Source organism: cf. Phormidesmis sp. LEGE 11477 (assembly GCF_015207105.1).
Taxonomy (GTDB): domain Bacteria; phylum Cyanobacteriota; class Cyanobacteriia; order Phormidesmidales; family Phormidesmidaceae; genus Phormidesmis.
The window spans coordinates 18,553-37,087 of sequence record NZ_JADEXO010000056.1 but is presented as its reverse complement, the minus strand read 5'-3'; the positions used below and the strand labels follow the sequence as shown (position 1 = coordinate 37,087).

The 18,535-nt window shown below is 49.6% G+C and carries 15 protein-coding genes and 1 pseudogene; 7 read left to right on the top strand and 9 right to left on the bottom strand.

What is annotated here, in order from left to right; genetic code table 11:
* Nucleotides 1-650, top strand: a pseudogene (locus tag IQ256_RS16220) (Ap4A phosphorylase II); the annotation flags it as partial.
* A gap of 71 nt (nt 651-721) precedes the next feature.
* Here the strand turns inward: IQ256_RS16220 and IQ256_RS16215 are convergent.
* A complete protein-coding gene (locus IQ256_RS16215; protein ID WP_193856589.1) occupies nt 722-1,375 on the bottom strand; it encodes a glycoside hydrolase family protein in 654 nt (217 codons plus the stop codon).
* A gap of 294 nt (nt 1,376-1,669) precedes the next feature.
* Here IQ256_RS16215 and IQ256_RS16210 point away from each other — a divergent pair, with 294 nt between their 5' ends.
* On the top strand, nt 1,670-1,876 hold the full coding sequence (locus tag IQ256_RS16210; RefSeq protein ID WP_193856588.1) for a hypothetical protein: 207 nt from the start codon (nt 1,670-1,672) through the stop codon (nt 1,874-1,876).
* 113 nt (nt 1,877-1,989) lie between these two features.
* On the opposite strand, the gene IQ256_RS16205 is transcribed toward IQ256_RS16210, so the two are convergent.
* Both IQ256_RS16205 and IQ256_RS16200 read right to left on the bottom strand, forming a co-directional pair.
* Nucleotides 1,990-3,357, bottom strand: coding sequence for a phosphatidylserine/phosphatidylglycerophosphate/cardiolipin synthase family protein (locus tag IQ256_RS16205; RefSeq protein WP_193856587.1), 1,368 nt, complete (start codon nt 3,355-3,357; stop codon nt 1,990-1,992).
* Nucleotides 3,358-3,871: 514 nt separating this feature from the next.
* On the bottom strand, nt 3,872-4,306 hold the full coding sequence (locus IQ256_RS16200) for a hypothetical protein (RefSeq protein WP_193856586.1): 435 nt from the start codon (nt 4,304-4,306) through the stop codon (nt 3,872-3,874).
* Nucleotides 4,307-4,938: 632 nt separating this feature from the next.
* Here IQ256_RS16200 and IQ256_RS29715 point away from each other — a divergent pair.
* Nucleotides 4,939-5,664: a L,D-transpeptidase gene (locus tag IQ256_RS29715; protein ID WP_228024953.1), complete on the top strand. Its 726-nt coding sequence runs from the start codon at nt 4,939-4,941 to the stop codon at nt 5,662-5,664.
* A gap of 131 nt (nt 5,665-5,795) precedes the next feature.
* Nucleotides 5,796-6,929, top strand: coding sequence for an App1 family protein (locus IQ256_RS16190; protein WP_193856585.1), 1,134 nt, complete (start codon nt 5,796-5,798; stop codon nt 6,927-6,929).
* A gap of 32 nt (nt 6,930-6,961) precedes the next feature.
* On the opposite strand, the gene IQ256_RS16185 is transcribed toward IQ256_RS16190, so the two are convergent.
* On the bottom strand, nt 6,962-9,067 hold the full coding sequence (locus tag IQ256_RS16185; RefSeq protein WP_193856584.1) for a pentapeptide repeat-containing protein: 2,106 nt from the start codon (nt 9,065-9,067) through the stop codon (nt 6,962-6,964).
* A 192-nt stretch (nt 9,068-9,259) separates the two neighbouring features.
* Between IQ256_RS16185 and IQ256_RS16180 the strand changes: the two genes are divergently transcribed.
* Nucleotides 9,260-9,514 carry a UPF0175 family protein gene (locus tag IQ256_RS16180; RefSeq protein ID WP_193856583.1) on the top strand — a complete coding sequence of 85 codons (255 nt, stop codon included), beginning with the start codon at nt 9,260-9,262 and terminating at the stop codon, nt 9,512-9,514.
* Entirely contained in the window at nt 9,498-9,980 is a 483-nt protein-coding gene (locus IQ256_RS16175) for a DUF3368 domain-containing protein (protein WP_193856582.1), read from the top strand. The genes IQ256_RS16180 and IQ256_RS16175 overlap by 17 nt, the downstream gene beginning before the upstream one ends.
* Nucleotides 9,981-9,999: 19 nt before the next feature.
* On the opposite strand, the gene IQ256_RS16170 is transcribed toward IQ256_RS16175, so the two are convergent.
* The gene (locus IQ256_RS16170; protein ID WP_193856581.1) at nt 10,000-10,290 is read right to left on the bottom strand and encodes a hypothetical protein; all 291 of its coding nucleotides are present in this window, start codon (nt 10,288-10,290) and stop codon (nt 10,000-10,002) included.
* Nucleotides 10,291-10,461: 171 nt separating this feature from the next.
* Here IQ256_RS16170 and IQ256_RS16165 point away from each other — a divergent pair, with 171 nt between their 5' ends.
* A complete protein-coding gene (locus tag IQ256_RS16165; RefSeq protein WP_193856580.1) occupies nt 10,462-11,142 on the top strand; it encodes a hypothetical protein in 681 nt (226 codons plus the stop codon).
* A gap of 71 nt (nt 11,143-11,213) precedes the next feature.
* Here IQ256_RS16165 and IQ256_RS16160 read toward each other — a convergent pair whose 3' ends face one another.
* The 4 genes from IQ256_RS16160 to IQ256_RS16145 all read right to left on the bottom strand — a co-directional run bounded on the left by IQ256_RS16160 (nt 11,214) and on the right by IQ256_RS16145 (nt 18,380).
* Nucleotides 11,214-11,951 (bottom strand): Uma2 family endonuclease, encoded by a 738-nt coding sequence (locus tag IQ256_RS16160; protein WP_193856579.1) that lies wholly within the window; start codon nt 11,949-11,951, stop codon nt 11,214-11,216.
* Nucleotides 11,952-12,096: 145 nt separating this feature from the next.
* Entirely contained in the window at nt 12,097-13,179 is a 1,083-nt protein-coding gene (psbA, locus tag IQ256_RS16155) for a photosystem II q(b) protein (protein WP_193854236.1), read from the bottom strand.
* Between the two features lie 246 nt (nt 13,180-13,425).
* Nucleotides 13,426-14,931, bottom strand: coding sequence for an MBOAT family protein (locus IQ256_RS16150; RefSeq protein WP_193856578.1), 1,506 nt, complete (start codon nt 14,929-14,931; stop codon nt 13,426-13,428).
* Nucleotides 14,932-15,029: 98 nt separating this feature from the next.
* On the bottom strand, nt 15,030-18,380 hold the full coding sequence (locus IQ256_RS16145; RefSeq protein WP_193856577.1) for a hypothetical protein: 3,351 nt from the start codon (nt 18,378-18,380) through the stop codon (nt 15,030-15,032).
* Nucleotides 18,381-18,535: the final 155 nt, after the last annotated feature.

The window sequence follows — 18,535 nt, the reverse complement described above, 5'->3', positions numbered from 1 at the left end:
AATTTAACGTGGTCAATCATCACTTTTTGATTGTGACGCGAGCGTTTGAACCCCAAGAAAACTGGCTGACGCTAGCAGATTTTGCCGCACTGGGTCAGTGTCTCGGTGAAGTAGATGGCTTAGGCTTTTTTAATGGAGGAAAGGTTGCTGGAGCGAGTCAGCCGCATAAGCATTTGCAGATAGTGCCGCTAGTCGATATGGAGCTGCCAATGGAGGTAGCGATAGAACAGGCGATCGCCCACTCAGCAGATCAAATGATAGTGCGATCGCCTCTATTACCTTTTGAACATGCGATCACATCCTTCAATTTTCCATCCTTAGATCTGACTGACTACAGCACCACACCTACCCCATCGACTCAGAGCCTTGCTCAAAGATATCTAGATCACTACCAAAGGCTACTCGACGCGGTCGGTATTCGCAGCAGTCGTCACAGCGTTAACGGCTGGGGAGGCACGCAGAGCGCCCCGTACAATTTGCTGTGTACCCGCAATTGGATGATGGTCGTGCCGCGCAGTCGCGAAGGATATGCAGGCATCTCGGTGAATTCCTTGGGATTTGCTGGCTCTTTATTAGTCAAGGATAAGGCGCAACTAGCGCAGCTCAGACAGCTCGGTCCACTGAAGCTGTTGGAACAAGTAGGCAGTTAAGAAAATGGCGGAATATAGTGGTTCTAGATACATACTGACGAACGCAGGCTCGCACCTTATCGAAACTGAAGTTAGCCAGCAGGTGAACCCGTCGTCTGCGAGCCAACCGTCTGCAGCGCTAGCTCCTCCGCCAGCATTTCCTCGTAGATCTGAGGCAGCAGCGGCGACATACTATTATCTTCAATGCCGTAGCCCAGACTTGTCCACGTTCCAGAAAGCGCCTCTAGCACTGTAGTTACATTGCCCTCTCGTAGCTGCGCGGCGATGTCTATATTCCAGGCGCTTGGATCTGCTAGCCAGCCGTATACAACCTCGTCTTGATACACTGGCTCAAAGCTAGGCTGCTCCCAAACTTCGTACCAAGCAGGACGGTTGGGATGATAGTTGCGGGCCTCATACTCCCAAGTAGTGGTCAAAAACTGATACCGCCCGGCTGCTGTTGTGCAGTTTCCCTCGTTAGGGCCATTCACAATCGTCACGCACTTGTCAGGATGTACACTCAAATCTTTGACCCTTTGGCCACCATATAGCAATCGATAAGGATCGGCTGTATTGGACTCTCCAGCCGAAATTGTCCGCATTAGCGCCCGTAGGTAAGGGTCGCCGCCTTCCATTTCTAGCGGCAAGGGTGAAGCGACCCAATCTGTCGAGCCTAGTAAATCTGGTGATTGTGGCGAGGTAGACCATAGATGCAGCGTCAAAGCGACGCCTAGAAATATCAGCATCGTTATCACAATCGGTCCGTGATCATCACGATGAGGCTGGCGCGGTCGGCCTGTCTTTTTATTCTTGTGAGGTTTCTTGCGAGGTCTGTTAGAGAGCAAGTTGAAGTCAAACTCCAAAAACGACAAAGAGAGATACATTTAGGCTAAAAGCCAACCCACAGATATTCAATAGTTTATACAGTGTATATAACTTGCCGCGTACGTAACTTGGCTGGGCGACGATCTATCCTACAGACTCCTCCCCGCTGATTCCATAGCAAATTCTTCTACGAACCCTTTACCTCGATTTCTGCCATGTCATCTATTGAATCGAACGAGCGCCTGATGATTTTTCTAATTTGCGTTGTTCCGTTCGCGGCCTTGCTCTACTGCGCTCTGGTAATTGGTACGCTGCTGTCCGTCCCATTTGTCAAAAATCATTCGCTCATTTTTGGCGGCATTTTTGCTTTAATTCCACTGGTGACCGGAGCTAGCATCTGGGTAGGTCCCTTTAGACGATAGCAATGGGTCAAGGCACGGTTTGACTGTAGGGCCATGCTTGAGCTTTTTCTAAGCCCCAGCTTCCGAATTCAGCCTCTAGGCCCAGTACTTACAGTCCCTAATGCACCAGATACCTATAGCTGCCATTGCACTAGACGAACCACATTTCCCAGCAGTCTATGCTTTAGCAAGGAGCGGTTGCGCCACTGCCGTAAGCTGATTTGTTTGCTCTGTGCAAAGCCTTTTTCAAACACCTGTTCTATCTTTCCTCTCAGCACAGAAGAGTCTGTTACGATATCTAGTTCGTCGTTATGCAAAAAGCTACGGTAATCAATATTAGTGCTGCCTGTATTCACCCATTCATTATCCAAAAGCAGCATCTTGGCATGGAGCATACTAGGCTGATATTCAAATATTTTGATGCCAGCTTTTAGCAGTGAACCATAGACTTCGTACGAGGCGTAATAGACTGGCTTTTTGTCGCTGCGATCGCTCGTGGTCAAAATTCGGACATCTACTCCGGCTTTCTGCGCGGCAATGAGTATCTGCCGGGTGCTTTTATTCGGTAGAAAATAGGGACTCGATAGCCAAACTCGCTTACGCGCACAGGCTATCAATGTCTGCTTTAATACCTCGATTGAAGAGTCTCGATAGTTGGGCTTAGTCCCTGGCGTAATCAGCACTAGGCTCGGCTCTTGCCGATCTCTGCTTAGTTTTTTCGTACTAGGTAGAGGATCTGCGTCATCGACCGGACTGATTCTGTCCATGTCGACGATGGTAACTTGTGACTCTGCCCGACCGCTTTTTTTGAACCTATGCCCTTGCCAGTGAAGCTGAAATGTGGCTGACAAAACGCTTACGGCCTCTCCAACTAGCATCAGCTCTAGGTCTAGCCATGGCTGGGTGTCGTCGCTTTTCTCAATGCCGTCCCACAGATCGGAAATGCCTGAACCGCCGATCAAAGCTTGTTCATTATCGATAATCAATAGCTTGCGGTGAGTGCGTCCGGCGAAATTGGCAGGTGCTCGCCAATCAAATGGATTAAAAAAGACAATTTGTACGCCGACTGAGCGTAGACGCTGCCAGTATTTTCGAGGGAGCGATCGCGTCCCAAAAGTATCGACCAATAGCTGTATGCTGACGCCTTCGGTAGCTTTCCGGGCGATCGCATCGGCAAAATTATCGGCGCGTTTACCTGGTGTCATCATAAACGTCTCAAACTGGATGCTGTGACGCGCCCGGTTGATCGCTTCTATGCGCGCCTGCTGAATTTCGGCAGCGGTATCCCAAAAGCCGATCACCTGACCATGAGTGGCTAGAGACTCTGTCAAACTTTTGAGAATTAAAGGAAAGTGAGGATGTTTGGGTGCGATCGCCTGCTTGATATGAAAAAGTGGCCGCCACCGAAAGGCACCTCGAATGTATAGCCCAATCAAGAGCGCAGCCACCAATGTCACCGCTGCAATGAGTACCCAGAGCAGGATATCGACGACTAAACTCATCCTTCTTATACCTACCGCTATTGACTACTATCTTGGCCTTGTGATCGCAACCGCACCATAAGCGTCCCCAGAGAGTTCCCTGCGACGGAAACTGCATCCGAGAGAGAGCAGCCTTCACAAGACCATATTCTCAGGGAAACTATCGAGATGCACCACTAATATTGCGTCCTGAGATATATTGTGCCCTGAGATAGTCCTCTGTATAGGTGAAGACTTGATGAGCAAAATTTCTCGGTAGTATGTGATATAAACTCTAAGCTTCTGTTGTTTTTAAACACTTTCAAAGACTGTGAAACAACCAGAGACTATGAAACAACAGACTGCGTCGCTAACGAAGAATGCACTCAAGAATCTGAAACCGCCAGGATAGACACAGGCAGAAGGTATAGGAAGATTGAAAATAACGCAACAAAGGCACAGCAATTGCTTGCTGTGCCTGAAGCTGCTACGGCTGAAAGTGCCACTAACGCTTTTTATCGTTTTTTATCGTTTCAGCTTCTTAGCTTTTATCGTCCTACCAAAGGGCGCGAGGACTAGAGGAGAAAGTTTCATCATCATCGTCGTCGATATCGACAGTTTCTTCCACTTCTACCGCTTCGGGCTCGGTATCTACGACCTCAGTTTCTACGTCCATAGTCTCTGTTTCTGTATCTACGACCTCGGTTTCCACGTCCATAGTTTCTGTATCTACGACCTCAGTGTCCATGTCCATGGTATCTGCTTCCGTATCTACGATCTCGGTCTCTGTTTCGATTTCTGCGTCTACAGCCTCAGTCTCCACATCCATGGTTTCGACTTCTGCGTCTACCGCTCCAGGTGCCGTTTCGGTTTCGATGTCTTCTACTTCCGTAGACTGACTGATCGTCTCTTCTTCATACGCAGTAGTCTCGGTGGCTTCTATAGCATCGGACATTTCCTGCGCGCTCACCGTTTGAGGCGCAACCAACATAAGTCCTGCAATAGAAAGAAGTGACGCAGAAATTGCGAAGGTTTTGTTAAACAATGTTTGCATAGTGCTTTGTCTTCTGAGTGAAAACCAATAAACAACAGGTAAAGTGGTCATGCTCACCAACATCTTGTGAGCTGGCTCACAGCAATACTTGCATCACTATAGTACTAATCCTTCTACCAAAAGCGATGTTTATCTCTGACAAATCGAAAAAAATTAGCTGAATAGAAAGATTTTGTATTCCTTAAGACATATATTTCTATAAATTCAACCAGCCGTCAGATAGAAAAGTCGTTAGATAGGAACTGTCACATACTAAAAAACATGCCAGTATACACGGAGGTAGAGTGTGTCGGATTATACGGCCTATGCAAAGCTTGATGCGCTTCAGCTCAATATCTCTGACATGTTCACTTACTGGCGATGTCCTCTTACACGCGGTTCGTGCTAGGTCGAAATCAGCTCCCGTAAGATGAGAGCTTCTTTGAGGAAAGTAGCGATCGCGAGAGCGTCTACATATACCAAAGGGCAATCAACTGGCCAATTGGCCAACTGTAGTTGTCCGCAACTATAATGGAGTCCGCTAGTCATAGCGATCGCCCAGCGTCAGTTTACTTAGCTTCGTCAAACCTATGGACTTTAGACAAAAGCACTCTAGACAAGAGCATTCCTCACACAGCGGTTGGGTCATAGCACTTGGAACCGTAATCTGTGGAAGTCTTGTTTCTGTTGCGATGCCAGGTGAGGCTTTAGAAACAACAAAGTTTTCGTACGCATTCACAAAGCAAGTATTAGAAAGCCCGACAGAAAATGTATTAGGAAATTTAGGCAATCGGCCTACGCTGAGCGACCTGATACAGACTATTCCTTCCCGTCAGACAGTGCCTGTGGCGGTGCCCTTAGAAGATTCTGCACCCACAGGTACCACTGATACAGCTGCTGTAGGTGCAGAAGCAGCGGCAGAAGCAGAGACAGTTAGCCTGGTGCTTCGTCTAGAGGAAAAAAGAGTCTATGTCTATAAAGGAGAAACCGTAAAAACTAGCTATCCGGTCGCCATTGGTCGCGCTGGCTGGGAGACACCCACCGGCAAGTTTGAAGTGTTTCACCAAATTACCGATCCTGGCTGGACGAATCCAATCACCTCTGAAGTGATGCCGCCCGGCCCGAACAATCCTTTGGGCGATCGCTGGATTGCCTTTTGGACAGATGGCACCAACTCGATTGGCTTTCACGGCACGCCCAATCGAGACTCAGTCGGCACTGCTGCCTCTCACGGCTGCGTTCGTATGTATAACGAAGACGTCCGTCAACTCTATGAGATGGTAGAAGTCGGGACGGTTGTTACGGTTATGCCCTAGCCGCCTTCACGACGGAAAAGGTAGTTCTGGCAAAAACTGATGGATACATCCTCTCAAGTTCGTATCATGAGATGATCTTTCTCGTAGATGGGAACCAATACGATGTATATCCAAAGTTGGGAGTAGATGCTTTGTCAGACTTCATACAAGCCGTCTCTAAAACTGCGAACCAGGTGAATCGTTTCTGGGACCGGGCCGTATTGGCAGTTGAAGGCAAGCTAGGCATTCGAGATCCGCTGCGAATTCTGCCTTACAAAGGGTACGGCACGCCAGAGAGGATATGCATCAAGGGCCGAGTCCTAGAAAAAGAAGGCATCCGATCTCTCAAAGAAGATGCTAACGTTGCAAAAAATCTTGTCAATATGTACCGTCGCTTTGACAGTGATGAGGTTCCTCATGCCACGCTCAAAGTCTGCATAGGGGACTGTCAAAAGACCGTTGAAGCCAATGGCGAAGGTTTTTTTGAAGCTGAGTTGAGCGTAGAGTCTTCTCTGAGTACAGCGGATATATGGCACAAGGTATACATAGAGCTACTAGATCCGCCGCCCAGAAAGCAAAAGGTAGTAGCAGCAGAAGGAGAGGTCATTCTGGTTACGTCTTCTGCTCACTTCGGCGTTATCAGCGATATTGACGACACGGTAGTCTACACAGCCGCCAATAATCCTTTGGAGATGATTCGCATTGCCTACCTAGGCAATGCCCGTAGCCGTCGACCGTTTGCAGGCGTAGCCCCCTTCTACCAAGCGCTGCAAAAAGGTAAGACAGTCGGCGGTAGCTTTGCTGGCAATCCTATTTTCTATGTATCTAGCAGTCCGTGGAACATGTACGATCTGTTCGATAAGTTTGTAGTTGATAACGACATTCCCACCGGGCCAATTCTGCTAAGGGATATTGAGCTATCGCCTGCCAATTTGATGTCCTTTAGTCATGGCGATCACAAGCGAGAACAGATCGATCCGCTGCTGTCACGCTTCCCTGACATGCCTTTTATTTTGTTTGGAGACAGCGGCCAAAAGGATGCGGAGATATACGCTCAGCTCGTAAAAGACTATCCCGGTAGAATTATGGCTGTGTATATTCGAGATGCGCTGCCCGATGACGAAGCGCGGCATCAGCAGATAGAACAGATTGCTGAGGAGATCCGTGAAGCGGGGGTAGAGTTCTTGTTGTTTTTAGAGACTGTTGATGCCGCGAAGCATGCCGCTAGTAAGGGCTGGATTGAGGAGGGTGCGATCGTCGATATAAAAGCAGACACGGGCGTATAATTGAGAGGCCAAAATGGTTTGACTAGACAGAGTTAGAGACTGAAAAGAAGGGCGATCGCATTCAAAAGTCCCTTCGCCGTGGTCGCTAGCTTCGTCGTTTCATCCAGTCCTAGCGTGATGCCTTTGAGCGCGTTGAGCGATCGCTTCGCTGCCTTCTTCATCGGCCCATCCGTAGGCGACTGCCCCGCCGCTGCAATCTCTCCCACTTCTACCAGCGCCTCTGTTTTCTCTTCCTCGCTCAGCGCTGGCTCTGACTCAATCGCGGCCTGTAGCTGATTGAGTAGATTCTTTAGCTGTGCCTGCGTCTCAGTTTCTCCCAACTGATTGATTTGATTAGAGACTTGGTTACTGTCTCCTAGCGTCACTGCCGACTGATTCACGTTTCCTTGAATGTTAATCCGCTGGCTCTGGTCGTTTCCAGTCATCACTTCAGTCCTTTGAATAGTGGTCATATCTTTCTCAGCTAGCAAAAAAGCCAGCTTCTCAAACTTTGGGGCGCTTTCTAGCATCGCCGCCGTTCGCCCTTCTGTTAGTCCTAACTGATAGCCATTGTCAAAATCTTGTTCAACTTTTCCCTTATCCGTTCCTTCGGGGACTTGCAGCGTTACCAACACGTCTTCGCCCTGCTTTGCAACAGATTTGATTGCATCTTGAGTGATGTCAGGGTTCTGTTCCATGAGTTGTTGGAGTGCGGCCCGAAACGCGATCGGATCGATGCCATTGCGAATGAGGATCTGTACTTCGTCGAGCATTTCTTTGAAGAATTTCTCGAAGTCGCCAGGTTGAAATACTTTGTCGGGGTTGTGCGGGCGGCGTTCGCGGTTGCCTCTGGCGTCTGGCGTTTCGCGCAAAAAGACGTATTGACAGTCGATTTTTTTGAGTGTGGTCGTACTGTCAATATTCCATGCCTCTAAGGTAGCTCCGGTGAGGCAAGCTCCCGTAAAATCAGCATTTATTGCCTGTGCCTCAGTTAGAATCGCATTTTTCAGCACAGTATTTGTCAACAGCGCATCGCGGAGAATAGCGCGAGTCAGGTTTGTACTTTCTAGCGTTACGCCATTGAGATTCGCGCCACGTAGATTTGCGTCACAGAGATCTTGCTTATAGCCCTTTTCAGGAACGGTTAGTAGCATTCGCACTCGCTTGTTTTGCAATATAGATCTGCCCAAACAAGCCCGATTGAGCCCGCTCACACTTTTCCAACAGACGTAAGTAAGAACTGTTTCTCTTTTGTAAGAATTAACAAACTTAGCGCTTTTCAGCCTAGCTTTAGAGAAATTTGCTCCAGTCAGGTTCCCACCACGAAACGAAGTGCCGCCTATTGCCGCCAGTGCTAGACCCACACCCCGAACGATCTCAAACTTTTCATCCTCTTTTAGTACTCGCCAGCCTACATAGAGACTTAGCAGCAGACCTAAGGTCGAGATTGAGATTGCACCTAAGACTGTGCCTGTGCTTGTGCCTGAAATTGAGACTGCGCCTATGACTGCGCCTGTGCCTGAGACTGCGCTTGAGACTGCGACTGCAGCTGCGAATGTGCCTATGCCCGTACCCGAAACTGCGCCTATGCCTGAGATTGCGAATGAAACTGCGAATGCACTTGAGACTGCGAATGCGAATGCGACAACGCCTGTGCCTGCGCCTGAGGCTGCGCCTGAAACTGCGCCTGAGACTGCAACTGCGCCTGCAACTGCGCCTGAGACTGCGAATACGATAAAGGCATAGCCCAAGGCTCGAATTGTGAATCCTTGAAATGTGATTGCAGCATGAGTAGATAGAATAAGAAAGATATAAGTTCCTAAGCCGATAGCCTGTTCGAGCAGACCGTTGAAGTTCGTCGGGTCAAGGAAAAACGCAGCAAGGGCACCTGCGATCGCTTGCAAAAAGCCTGCAACTACCGCAATCACCGTTATCAGTAGCAACTGCACAGCCATCCATCGCCTCTGCAAACCTGCCTGTGTCTGTGTGAAATTCACCCCACGCAGGTTCGCGTTCGTAAAATTCGCACTGCGGATGTCTGCCCCGCTAAAGTCCGCCCCGCTCAGGTTCTGCTCCTGAAAGTTCACCCCACGCAAGTTCGCATTGCGAAAGTCGCGCTCCCCCGCAGCATACTGGCGCAATACCTCCCGAGCTTTCACCTGCGCCGTTCCTCCCCGCTCATATCACCACACCGTCTTACAAAGCCGCTACTTGCTAATCAGTAAACGGCATTCGCCAAATCAGCGCAAGCGATTTATTCACAAATATGGGCGCTTCAATACCTGCGCCACATACAGCGCCAGCTCAGCTAAAGGTTTAACATAGGATGTAGTTGCTACAGGCACTGACTCATGAGCCTACGCCTTCCCATCCCAGATTCCGTACTCCGAGCTATTCGGCTACCAGAACAGCGTGTCGAGCAGGAACTTTTCCAGGTACTAGCGGCTGCTTTGTACGAGCAGGATCTACTCTCTTTTGGCAAGGCTAGGGAGTTAGCTCAGATGGACAAGTATGAATTTGGCAACCTGCTAGGCAAGAAATGCATCGCTAGGCATTACGGCCAAGAAGACATAGAAGATGACCTGAATTATGCCAATCGTCAGTAATACCTCGCCCATCCTGAATCTTGCTATCATCAACCAGCTCGATCTATTGCGGGAACAGTTTGGTCAGATCCAAGTCCCGCTGATGGTCTTGCAAGAACTAAAGGTAGACGAGGACAGACCTGGTTCTGAAGTCATTCGCACCGCCGTTGCTACTGGATGGATTCAACCTGTGGAAGTCCACAATCTATCTATTGTTCAGCTACTAAATCAAACGCTAGATGCAGGCGAGTCAGAGGCGATCGCTCTCGCCTTGGAAACTTCAGCAGAGTGGACTTTGCTAGATGAAAGGGACGCTAGGAAGATTGCAAAGTCCTTAGGCTTGAGAGTCACTGGTATACTCGGCATTTTGCTCAAAGCTAAGCAGTCGGGAGACATACTTTCTTTAAAGCCATATCTTGAAGATCTTCGTCAGAAAGCGGGCTTTCGTATTGCTCCCACACTATTATCCCAACTACTCGAAGAGTAGACTATCTCGTAAGCGCGAGTCACAAATTATTCGGGCGACGATCTTCTAAGTCGATTTCATACTGCTTACGCCGCGCAAAATCCTCGCTGGAGTTCGGTAAATGGGCAAACCTGCCCTGCGCCACCTTATTCAAAGCGATTCTTTCTTCTCTAGTACTCTTCTTAGTCAGGATAGTCATGGCAGATTCCACTTCACTACCACCTTGCGATTCTTGCCACTCCAAGAAGTTAACAAACTCCGAAATGATCTGTAGCTTGTCTGCTGATAGTCGCCGCAGCTTACTCACTATCGTTTCGATCATCGCTTCCATTGCTATTCCTTCAGAACTCCCAACGCTGATAGCGCAACTGCCACTCCAGTCATTATAAAGAAGTAGCCCCTAACTAGATCACTGGCTAGAATTCGCCCTTCGACCCCACATCCACCGACCCTACGTCGTTCTACTATAAAAGCATTCAACCGATAGACAGAATAGCAACTCATGGCTGGAAAAAAACAATCCAAAGGTAACTGCGCCTATTGCGAAAAGGAACTTTCCAAAGGCGGTATGTCAAAGCATCTCGCAAGCTGCAAAGCTAGGCAAACGGCCATAGAAAAAGCAGCCGCGAAGAAAGCCGCGAGCGAAACGCTTTATCACCTGCGCGTACAAGACGCCTACCGCCCAGAGTTCTGGCTAAACCTAGAAATGCGCGGCTCCAGGAAACTCAAAGATCTCGATAACTACCTCAGAGTAATCTGGCTAGAATGCTGCGGTCATCTCAGCGAATTTTCTCTCGGCGGATTTCAAAACACGGTTGGCATGAGCCGCACTATCGATCAGGTTTTTAGCGACGCTGACGCAATTCTACACACCTATGACTTTGGTACTTCGTCTGAGACCTTGATCAAACGAATCAGTGCTCGTGAAGGTAAGCCGCTTTCTCGTAAGGCGATCGCACTCATGGCTAGAAACAACCCACCTGCCGACACCTGCATCACATGCGGCCAGCCCGCCACCCACCTCTGCACCGAATGCCTGTACGAAGATGAGACCTGGGGCACCCTATGCGGCAAACACGCCGAAACTCACCCCCACCACAGCTACGGTGAACCCATAGAACTCGTCAACTCACCGCGCCTCGGCATGTGCGGCTACGAAGGCCCCGCTGAGCCGCCGTACTAGATAGTGTCCACTGAAGAAGGCTGAATAATCCCTGACAGCTTCACTGAACTGACTGTAGCCGGATAGTCTTTTTATGTGATTGTATCGGGATCGATTCCTTGCGATCGCAAATACGCAGCCAGCCGATCGGCCCTCTGCCTTTCTGCCTCCGCCCTTTGCCTTTCTGCACTAATGTCCACTTGCATATCCGCAATGATCTGTTCCGATAGCGGATGTGCTCTTCCCCTGGCATCGTGCCACAGCAGCACTTCTTGATCAATGCCGCCGACCACTTGCCGACTTCTGCCAATGCCGATACCGACTTCAGACATCCAGTACGGCTCGCCTATTTGTAACTGGTAGCTGTTTTTATCTAACTTGTAAACTTCAAAAGGCTGGTGCAGATGCCGCTGCCAATACTCAGGGTTATACACCACGTAATACAGCACCCCTAACCGAGCATATAGTGCCATCTTTTCTTCATACTCGTCGTTGTAGAGATGAGAAACCATTTCTAGAACAAAAGTTGGCACTGTCCCATTCTCTTCCCAAACGGCATAGCTTTTACGAGACTTACCATTCTTCTTTCGCTCAACTCCCAAGCTCAAAAAAGCATCTGGAACCACGGGTACCTTTGGACTGACACCAGTCGTGTGATACACCGCCATATCTACCGCAAAAAACCAATCCATCCGCGTCGACCACAGGCTAGCTAGTGACAACAGCAGCAGATTAGGTAGTAGATTTTGATCTTCATTGTCCACGGGCGTGTCATCCGAGCAGGGTAGATCTTCAGTGCTAGGGAGAGTATCAAGCGGTTGGAAAACCATAGCAATCAGGCCCAAATACTAACAGCCTCATTCTAGCGTCTTGTAAATAAGCAACAAAAAGCCCCCGGTGCGTGTCTCCAAAGAAACAGTACCGAGGGCTTTCGTATCAACTATTAAGTTGGTCTATCAAGGGATAATCAAATGACTATGCGTTGATAGCAGGCGCAGTCAAAGCTACAGGAGCAGCTTCGCCAGCAGCCAGGTCGAGCGGGAAGTTGTGAGCGTTGCGCTCGTGCATTACTTCCATACCTAGGTTCGCACGGTTCAAGACATCTGCCCAAGAACCAATCACACGACCCTGTGAGTCGATGATGGACTGGTTGAAGTTGAACCCATTCAGGTTGAACGCCATCGTGGAAATACCAAGAGCAGTAAACCAGATGCCGACGACAGGCCATGCACCCAACAAGAAGTGGAGGCTACGGCTGTTGTTGAACGAAGCGTATTGGAAGATTAGACGACCGAAGTAGCCGTGCGCTGCAACGATGTTGTAGGTCTCTTCTTCTTGACCAAACTTGTATCCGTAGTTCTGACTTTCTGTCTCAGTTGTTTCACGAACCAAACTCGAAGTAACGAGTGAACCGTGCATGGCTGAGAACAGTGAACCACCGAATACACCCGCTACACCCAACATGTGGAAGGGATGCATCAAGATGTTGTGCTCTGCCTGGAAGACCAACATGAAGTTGAACGTACCAGAGATACCCAAAGGCATACCGTCAGAGAACGAACCCTGACCGAGCGGGTAGATCAAGAACACTGCAGTTGCTGCTGCGACTGGCGCAGAGTAAGCAACACAGATCCAAGGGCGCATACCGAGACGGTAGGACAGCTCCCACTCACGACCCATGTAGCAGAATACGCCGATGAGGAAGTGGAAGATTACTAGCTGGTAAGGACCGCCATTGTAAAGCCACTCATCGAGTGAAGCAGCTTCCCAGATGGGGTAGAAGTGCAGGCCAATCGCGTTAGATGATGGAACAACCGCACCAGAGATGATGTTGTTGCCGTACATCAATGAACCTGCAACAGGCTCACGGATGCCGTCGATGTCGACGGGGGGTGCTGCGATGAACGCGATGACGAAACATGCAGTTGCGGCGAGCAGTGTCGGGATCATCAAGACGCCGAACCAACCTACATAGAGGCGGTTTTCGGTGCTTGTAACCCACTGACAGAACTGCTCCCACAAAGAAGCGCTTTGGCGCTGTTGTAGAGTAGTAGTCATTATTATTCCGAGTAGTTAGGTACGTATGGGTTGAGCGCTTCAAAAAGAAAGCTCTTAGAAAATCTAAGTGAAAAACTAAGTTTCTCAACCGATGTAACTATCATAACTTATGTAACGGAATATTACAACCCTTAATTTATTTCGTTGCTATCAATTTTTTTGTGGGTAGTCGCACAAAGCCTAACTTCGCTCTTGGTTATTACACTTTATAAATGGCCCCCTGCCGGGCTTAGAAGATCGCGCCTTTCAAAAGTCGAAGTAGATGAATGGTGACGCCATATCAGGCGCTAAAACCCAGGCAAAGAAGCAGCAAAGCGGTAATAGCAGCACTTTGATCGGCCAGCTAATTTGAAGCTTTAATTCTTGCTGTACGCCATAGGCTATGCCCATGCTGGCAACTAGTGAGATCAGTAGTATCAGCAACTGTGAGCGGCTAAGGCCAGTGGAATCGAGGTAGACCTTCTGGGCGAATTGAATGTCTGCGCGGTGGCCGAATAGACGCTGTATGGCCAAGCTGGCATCATTAAGGTTAGGCAGACGGAAGAATATCCAGCTAAAGAAAATGGTGAACTGAGTAATTGCCCAGGCGAGTACTATGCCGGGTCTGCTTTGCCAGAAGGTTTGTAGAGGGGTAACGCGATCGCAAAGCGTTCCATTTAAACGATGAACGATCAGCGCAAATCCGTGGATCGCGCCCCAGACAACAAACCCCCAGCGATCGCCATGCCAAACGCCAGCAATCAGCATGACCACCATCAGATTGACGCAAGTTCGAATCAGTCCTCGCCGAGATCCGCCTAAAGGAAAATAGAGATAATTTCGGAGCCATTCTCCTAGAGTCATATGCCAGCGCCGCCAAAAGTCAGCAATGCTAGTGGCAAAGTACGGAAAATTGAAGTTTTGCGGCAGGTTAAAACCCAATAGCAGCGCGCTACCTCTAGCGACATCGACATAGCCGCTAAAGTCAAAGTAGAGCTGTAAGCCGTAGGCAAAAACCAGTAGCCAAATATCCCCGCTGCCTGCGCGAGGCAAGCTCTCAGCACTGATATCTACGAGCTGGCCAATATTATCAGCAATAATCAGCTTTTTAACCGCGCCAGAAGCAATCAGCCACAGCCCTTCTACGTTGCGATTAAGAGAGGGAAAGGAAAGCCCTTTAAGCTGGTTTGAAAAGCTGTGGAAACGAGTGATTGGCCCAGAGATCAGCTTGGGGAAGAAAAGCTTGTAGGCGGCAAACTCTAGCCAACTTTCGCAGGCGGGCGAGCCCCGATAGACATCTACTAGATAGGCGATACATTCAAATATGAAAAAGCTCAGCCCTAGCGGCATTGCTAATGCAGCCACTGGGCCAGTCGCTAGTCGCTCGAAACCCAGACCGGATAAGCCCGGCGAAATATACTTGAAACCTAATAGCAGCAGTACATTAAGCGTAATTCCTAGCCCCAGCACCTGCGTTTTGCGTTTTGCCCAATCTATCTGTGCATATGGCCATGCCTCATTGGGAATGCGCCAGTCCAACGGGGCAGCTAGCGCCTTGCCGATGAAGAAATTCATGGCAATTAGGATTAGCAGCAGCGGTATATATTCTGCTGTAGGTAAGGAAGCATAGAAGAACAGACTTGCCAGCAGGATCAGCCAAAGCCTAAGAGACTGGCTGAGTCGTGACCGATCAGGCTTTTGGTTCGGAAGCAGCCAATAGACTATAAATAGGACGGCCAAAAACAGACCGTAGAGAATAGATGGCTGAGTCATAGCTAGGCTATCGCTACCAGGAAAGCGAAGAGATTAATTCGGAAGAAGTCTGTTCAGAAGATCTAGTCGAAAGGTTCATTCAAGCGACTTGCATCCGCTCAAAAAGTCTGAGGCCAGGGAATCAGCGGATCTTGGGATAGGCGTTGAGAAACCCTATATGCGCCGTAGCGGTTGAGATGGCTAGGGTCAGAGAAATAGTCGTATTCCTCAGGCCAAAGCTGGCCTAGATCGCGGAAGGTGAAGTTGGGATAGCGCTCTGCGACTTGCAGCATGTACTGGGTGAAGATATCTTCAGCTCGGGTGCGGTAGCTGTCTAGATACTCGTCGGTTAGGGGCGTATTGACAAAAACAACAGGAATTTCTTTGTTCGTAGTAAAGCGTAGTAGGCTCCTTAGCGCGTCAGACTGCTCACCGTCGAGCCGAAAAGCTTCGTAGTCACTGTCATAGTCACCTGCGACGCGAGGGTGATTCTGATAGTAGGTCGCTGGATTGAAACGATTAGGCAGCGGTAGAAAGCCATCGTAGTCGATAAGGCTAGCTTCTTGGTCGAGTATTGCTCCGTCGGCATTACCCTCACCAGCGAGTTCTAAACCGGTTTCAAAAGGCCCTGTCCAGGGAAATCCTTCTCTAGGGAAGATAGCGGTAAGCCCTTGACCGATCGCCGATCGCACTTTGTCACGATTGCCATAGGCAGAAGACACCTGACCAAAGGTTTCACTAAGTTCCTGATCGGTTTCTGTAGCGCGTACGGCTAGCTGGTCGGCAATGCTGCCCAAGGCTAAGGCATCTACGCCATTGACCGGATCGCTCGCTTCTAGCTGACGATAGCCTTCAGAAACTGCGATCGCATTAAACGTAATATCCGTTCGACCGCTATTAAACGCCCGCGCTCCGTCTGCCCAGATAATCACCTGTGGTAGCTGATTAGGCGCAATCAGGCGCTGTATTACCAGATCAACTACCTGCGCTGTGGCCCCATTAACGCCGAAGTTAAAGACATCTAAATCTTTGTATCCAGACTCAGCTAAAGCCGCTTTCAGAGCCACTGGGTCGACTCCGCGCAGCGCCCTGGAGCTGCCAATCACCAGTACCTCTGGGGGCCCCGATTGCTCAACCCTACGGCGATAGAGCGCTAACTTCTCATCGAGCTGCTGACTACGAAAGGAGGGCAGTTCAGAACCTGCTAGCAACGCTTCACGCTCTATCACAGACTGCTTCGGACTATAGAGCAGTTCACGATTGTCCACTGCAGATGTGAAGTCGCCCGCTTCTACCTGACTGCTGCCAAAAAAGCTCTCGCTTCTCTGGTCACGCTGATTAGTTTCTAGTCGATTCCATTGCCTGTCAGTCTCCTGGCCACGCTTCCAGTTCAAGCGACTCAGCTCATCATTGAACTGGTCATCGAGCTGTCTGCCGCTGTCTATTGTTTCTTCAACGGTCGTTTCTTCGACTGTTTTAAGAGGAACTGCTGCCTGCTGCAATGCCTGACCTACCATAAAGTCGAACTGTATCGCTAGCAAGACACCTGCTGCTCCCCAAAACAGCGCCATCTTGCCACCGTCTGACTGAAAGGCACTGGGCAGGTTTACCGGCAGATTGTCCCCATCATCTAGCGGGGTAAATACCTGGCTTTTTAGCAACATACGCTGCAGGGCCCGCTTAATGACTGAACCTAAATGGATGTCAGCGTCGTCATCAACCGCTGTTTCGTTAGCTATGTCGTGATCGCTCACCGAGGTAATCAGCTCACCGGCATAAGCGTCTGACGCGGCAAACTCTGCCGTCGCTTCTGGTACGAGTCGCTCGCGCACTCTGTAGTCTTGGCCATAGCTCCAAATAGGCTGCTTTTGTCCGGCTCTACGACCGTACAGCCGGACGCCGTCTAGACCTGATGGCTGAATTTGTTTTAGTAGCTGGCTGATCAGTGGAACAATGACGGCCTTGGATGGACAGATCGGCCCGTCTGTCATGATGTGTAGCAAACTGTCTTTTTCTAAGATCTGTACGCGGATACCACCAGTCGCTAGCTGCTCACGAATATCCGGGTTAAGCGCTCTAATCAAGCAATAGGAAAGTGCTTCGATATCGCCTTTGGCCGCCAAATCCTTGGCGGTTTCTTTTAACGCCGGGCGTTGGAGAGCAGGCAGGTCGATACTTTTTAGCCACTCAGGACTAATGTCATCTGTCGAGGGGCCGTAGAGAACGGCCCGCTGTAGACCTTGTGGGGCGATCGCCCGCAACCGACTAGCAACAGCCGCCACCAACGCTTCAACTTCTATTTCTGAGCGACTTTTATCTGCTGAAGTGGAGTCTGCTGAAGTGGAGTCTGCTGAAGTGGATAGTGAACTGGTCTTTTCGGTGTGAGTCTTTGCCGTGCGGGTTGACTGGGTGGTGGCATCAATCGAATAGCTAATTAAGTGAAGCGTATCTTTTTTGACTTCTGCAATTAGCTTTAGACCATAAGACTTAGAAATCTGATTGACCAGACAAGAGAGCGCTGGTACATCACCCCATCGACCCCACCGCTGCAGCATTTCCTCTGGGGGCGTTAGATCTACTCGCAGTCGCCAGTCAGAAGCTGTCTCTCCTGTGACCTGAATTGTGATCACAGCATCGTGAAACTGTCTTAGCCGTAACTGTCTTAGCCGCTGCGAAATCGGCTCAGCGATAACGAGCGGATCAGGGCTGTAGCTAGCTTCGCAGAGTATCCAAAGCCGAGAGGATAGCGCTGATTCTTGGTGGCGTTCGTCGTCTCCAGCAGCAGTCGGTGCGCCAGTGTCAAGCTCACTAGATTTTCCTGGAAGCACTCGCGCACTGACTTTGACACTGACGTTCAGCGCGCTAAGAGCTTCTCCCAGGTATTGGGCGATCGCATCCGAATTCCCCTGACGAGCCAAATCTAGCGTCGATACTGATCGAAACTGGTCTGTAGTGGATTGGCCAGATGCAGACTGAGCTAGCGGTAGCTGATCTGGCGACGGCTGATCTTGGCCTTTGTGATCGCCTGGTTTAACCACCTGATCGAAATCAGAGTCGGTCGTCTTTTCTAGCTGATGCTTTTGCCGCCGGTCTTCCGATCGTTTTTCCCACTGCTCGACTCGCTTTAGATGCCGATCTAGCCGATTAAGATAGATCGGAGCGCTCCACACGGGCTTAGTCGCTGATGCTTCTTTGCTGTAGAGATAGATCTGATAGATATGTGGAAAGTCAGATTCTAAACGGGCTTTAACTTCTGGCTGTAGCAGCGATCGCACTAACCGGGCAATCGCCACCTCGCGAGCAAGCCCTGCTTTTGCCGACTCGCACAAAATATGGAGAATATTTCCTCGCAGCTTTGCTTGAATCACTGTCTCGAAGGCGTCTCCGTCGTCTAGGAGGCTCTTCTGTAGCCAGGGAATCAATACAGATGGGTCTGTACTAGCTGATTGTCGAGTGAGATAACCTAACATACATGACTACAAAAACAGTGAGCCCATGACCACAAGACTAAAGATGACTACAAGACTAAAGAGTCACACATCTTGGACTGTCACATCACGGACTGTCACATCGCTCGCTGCATTCTAGGGCACCTTTGTTGACTTTGCACGAGTAAATCTTATGT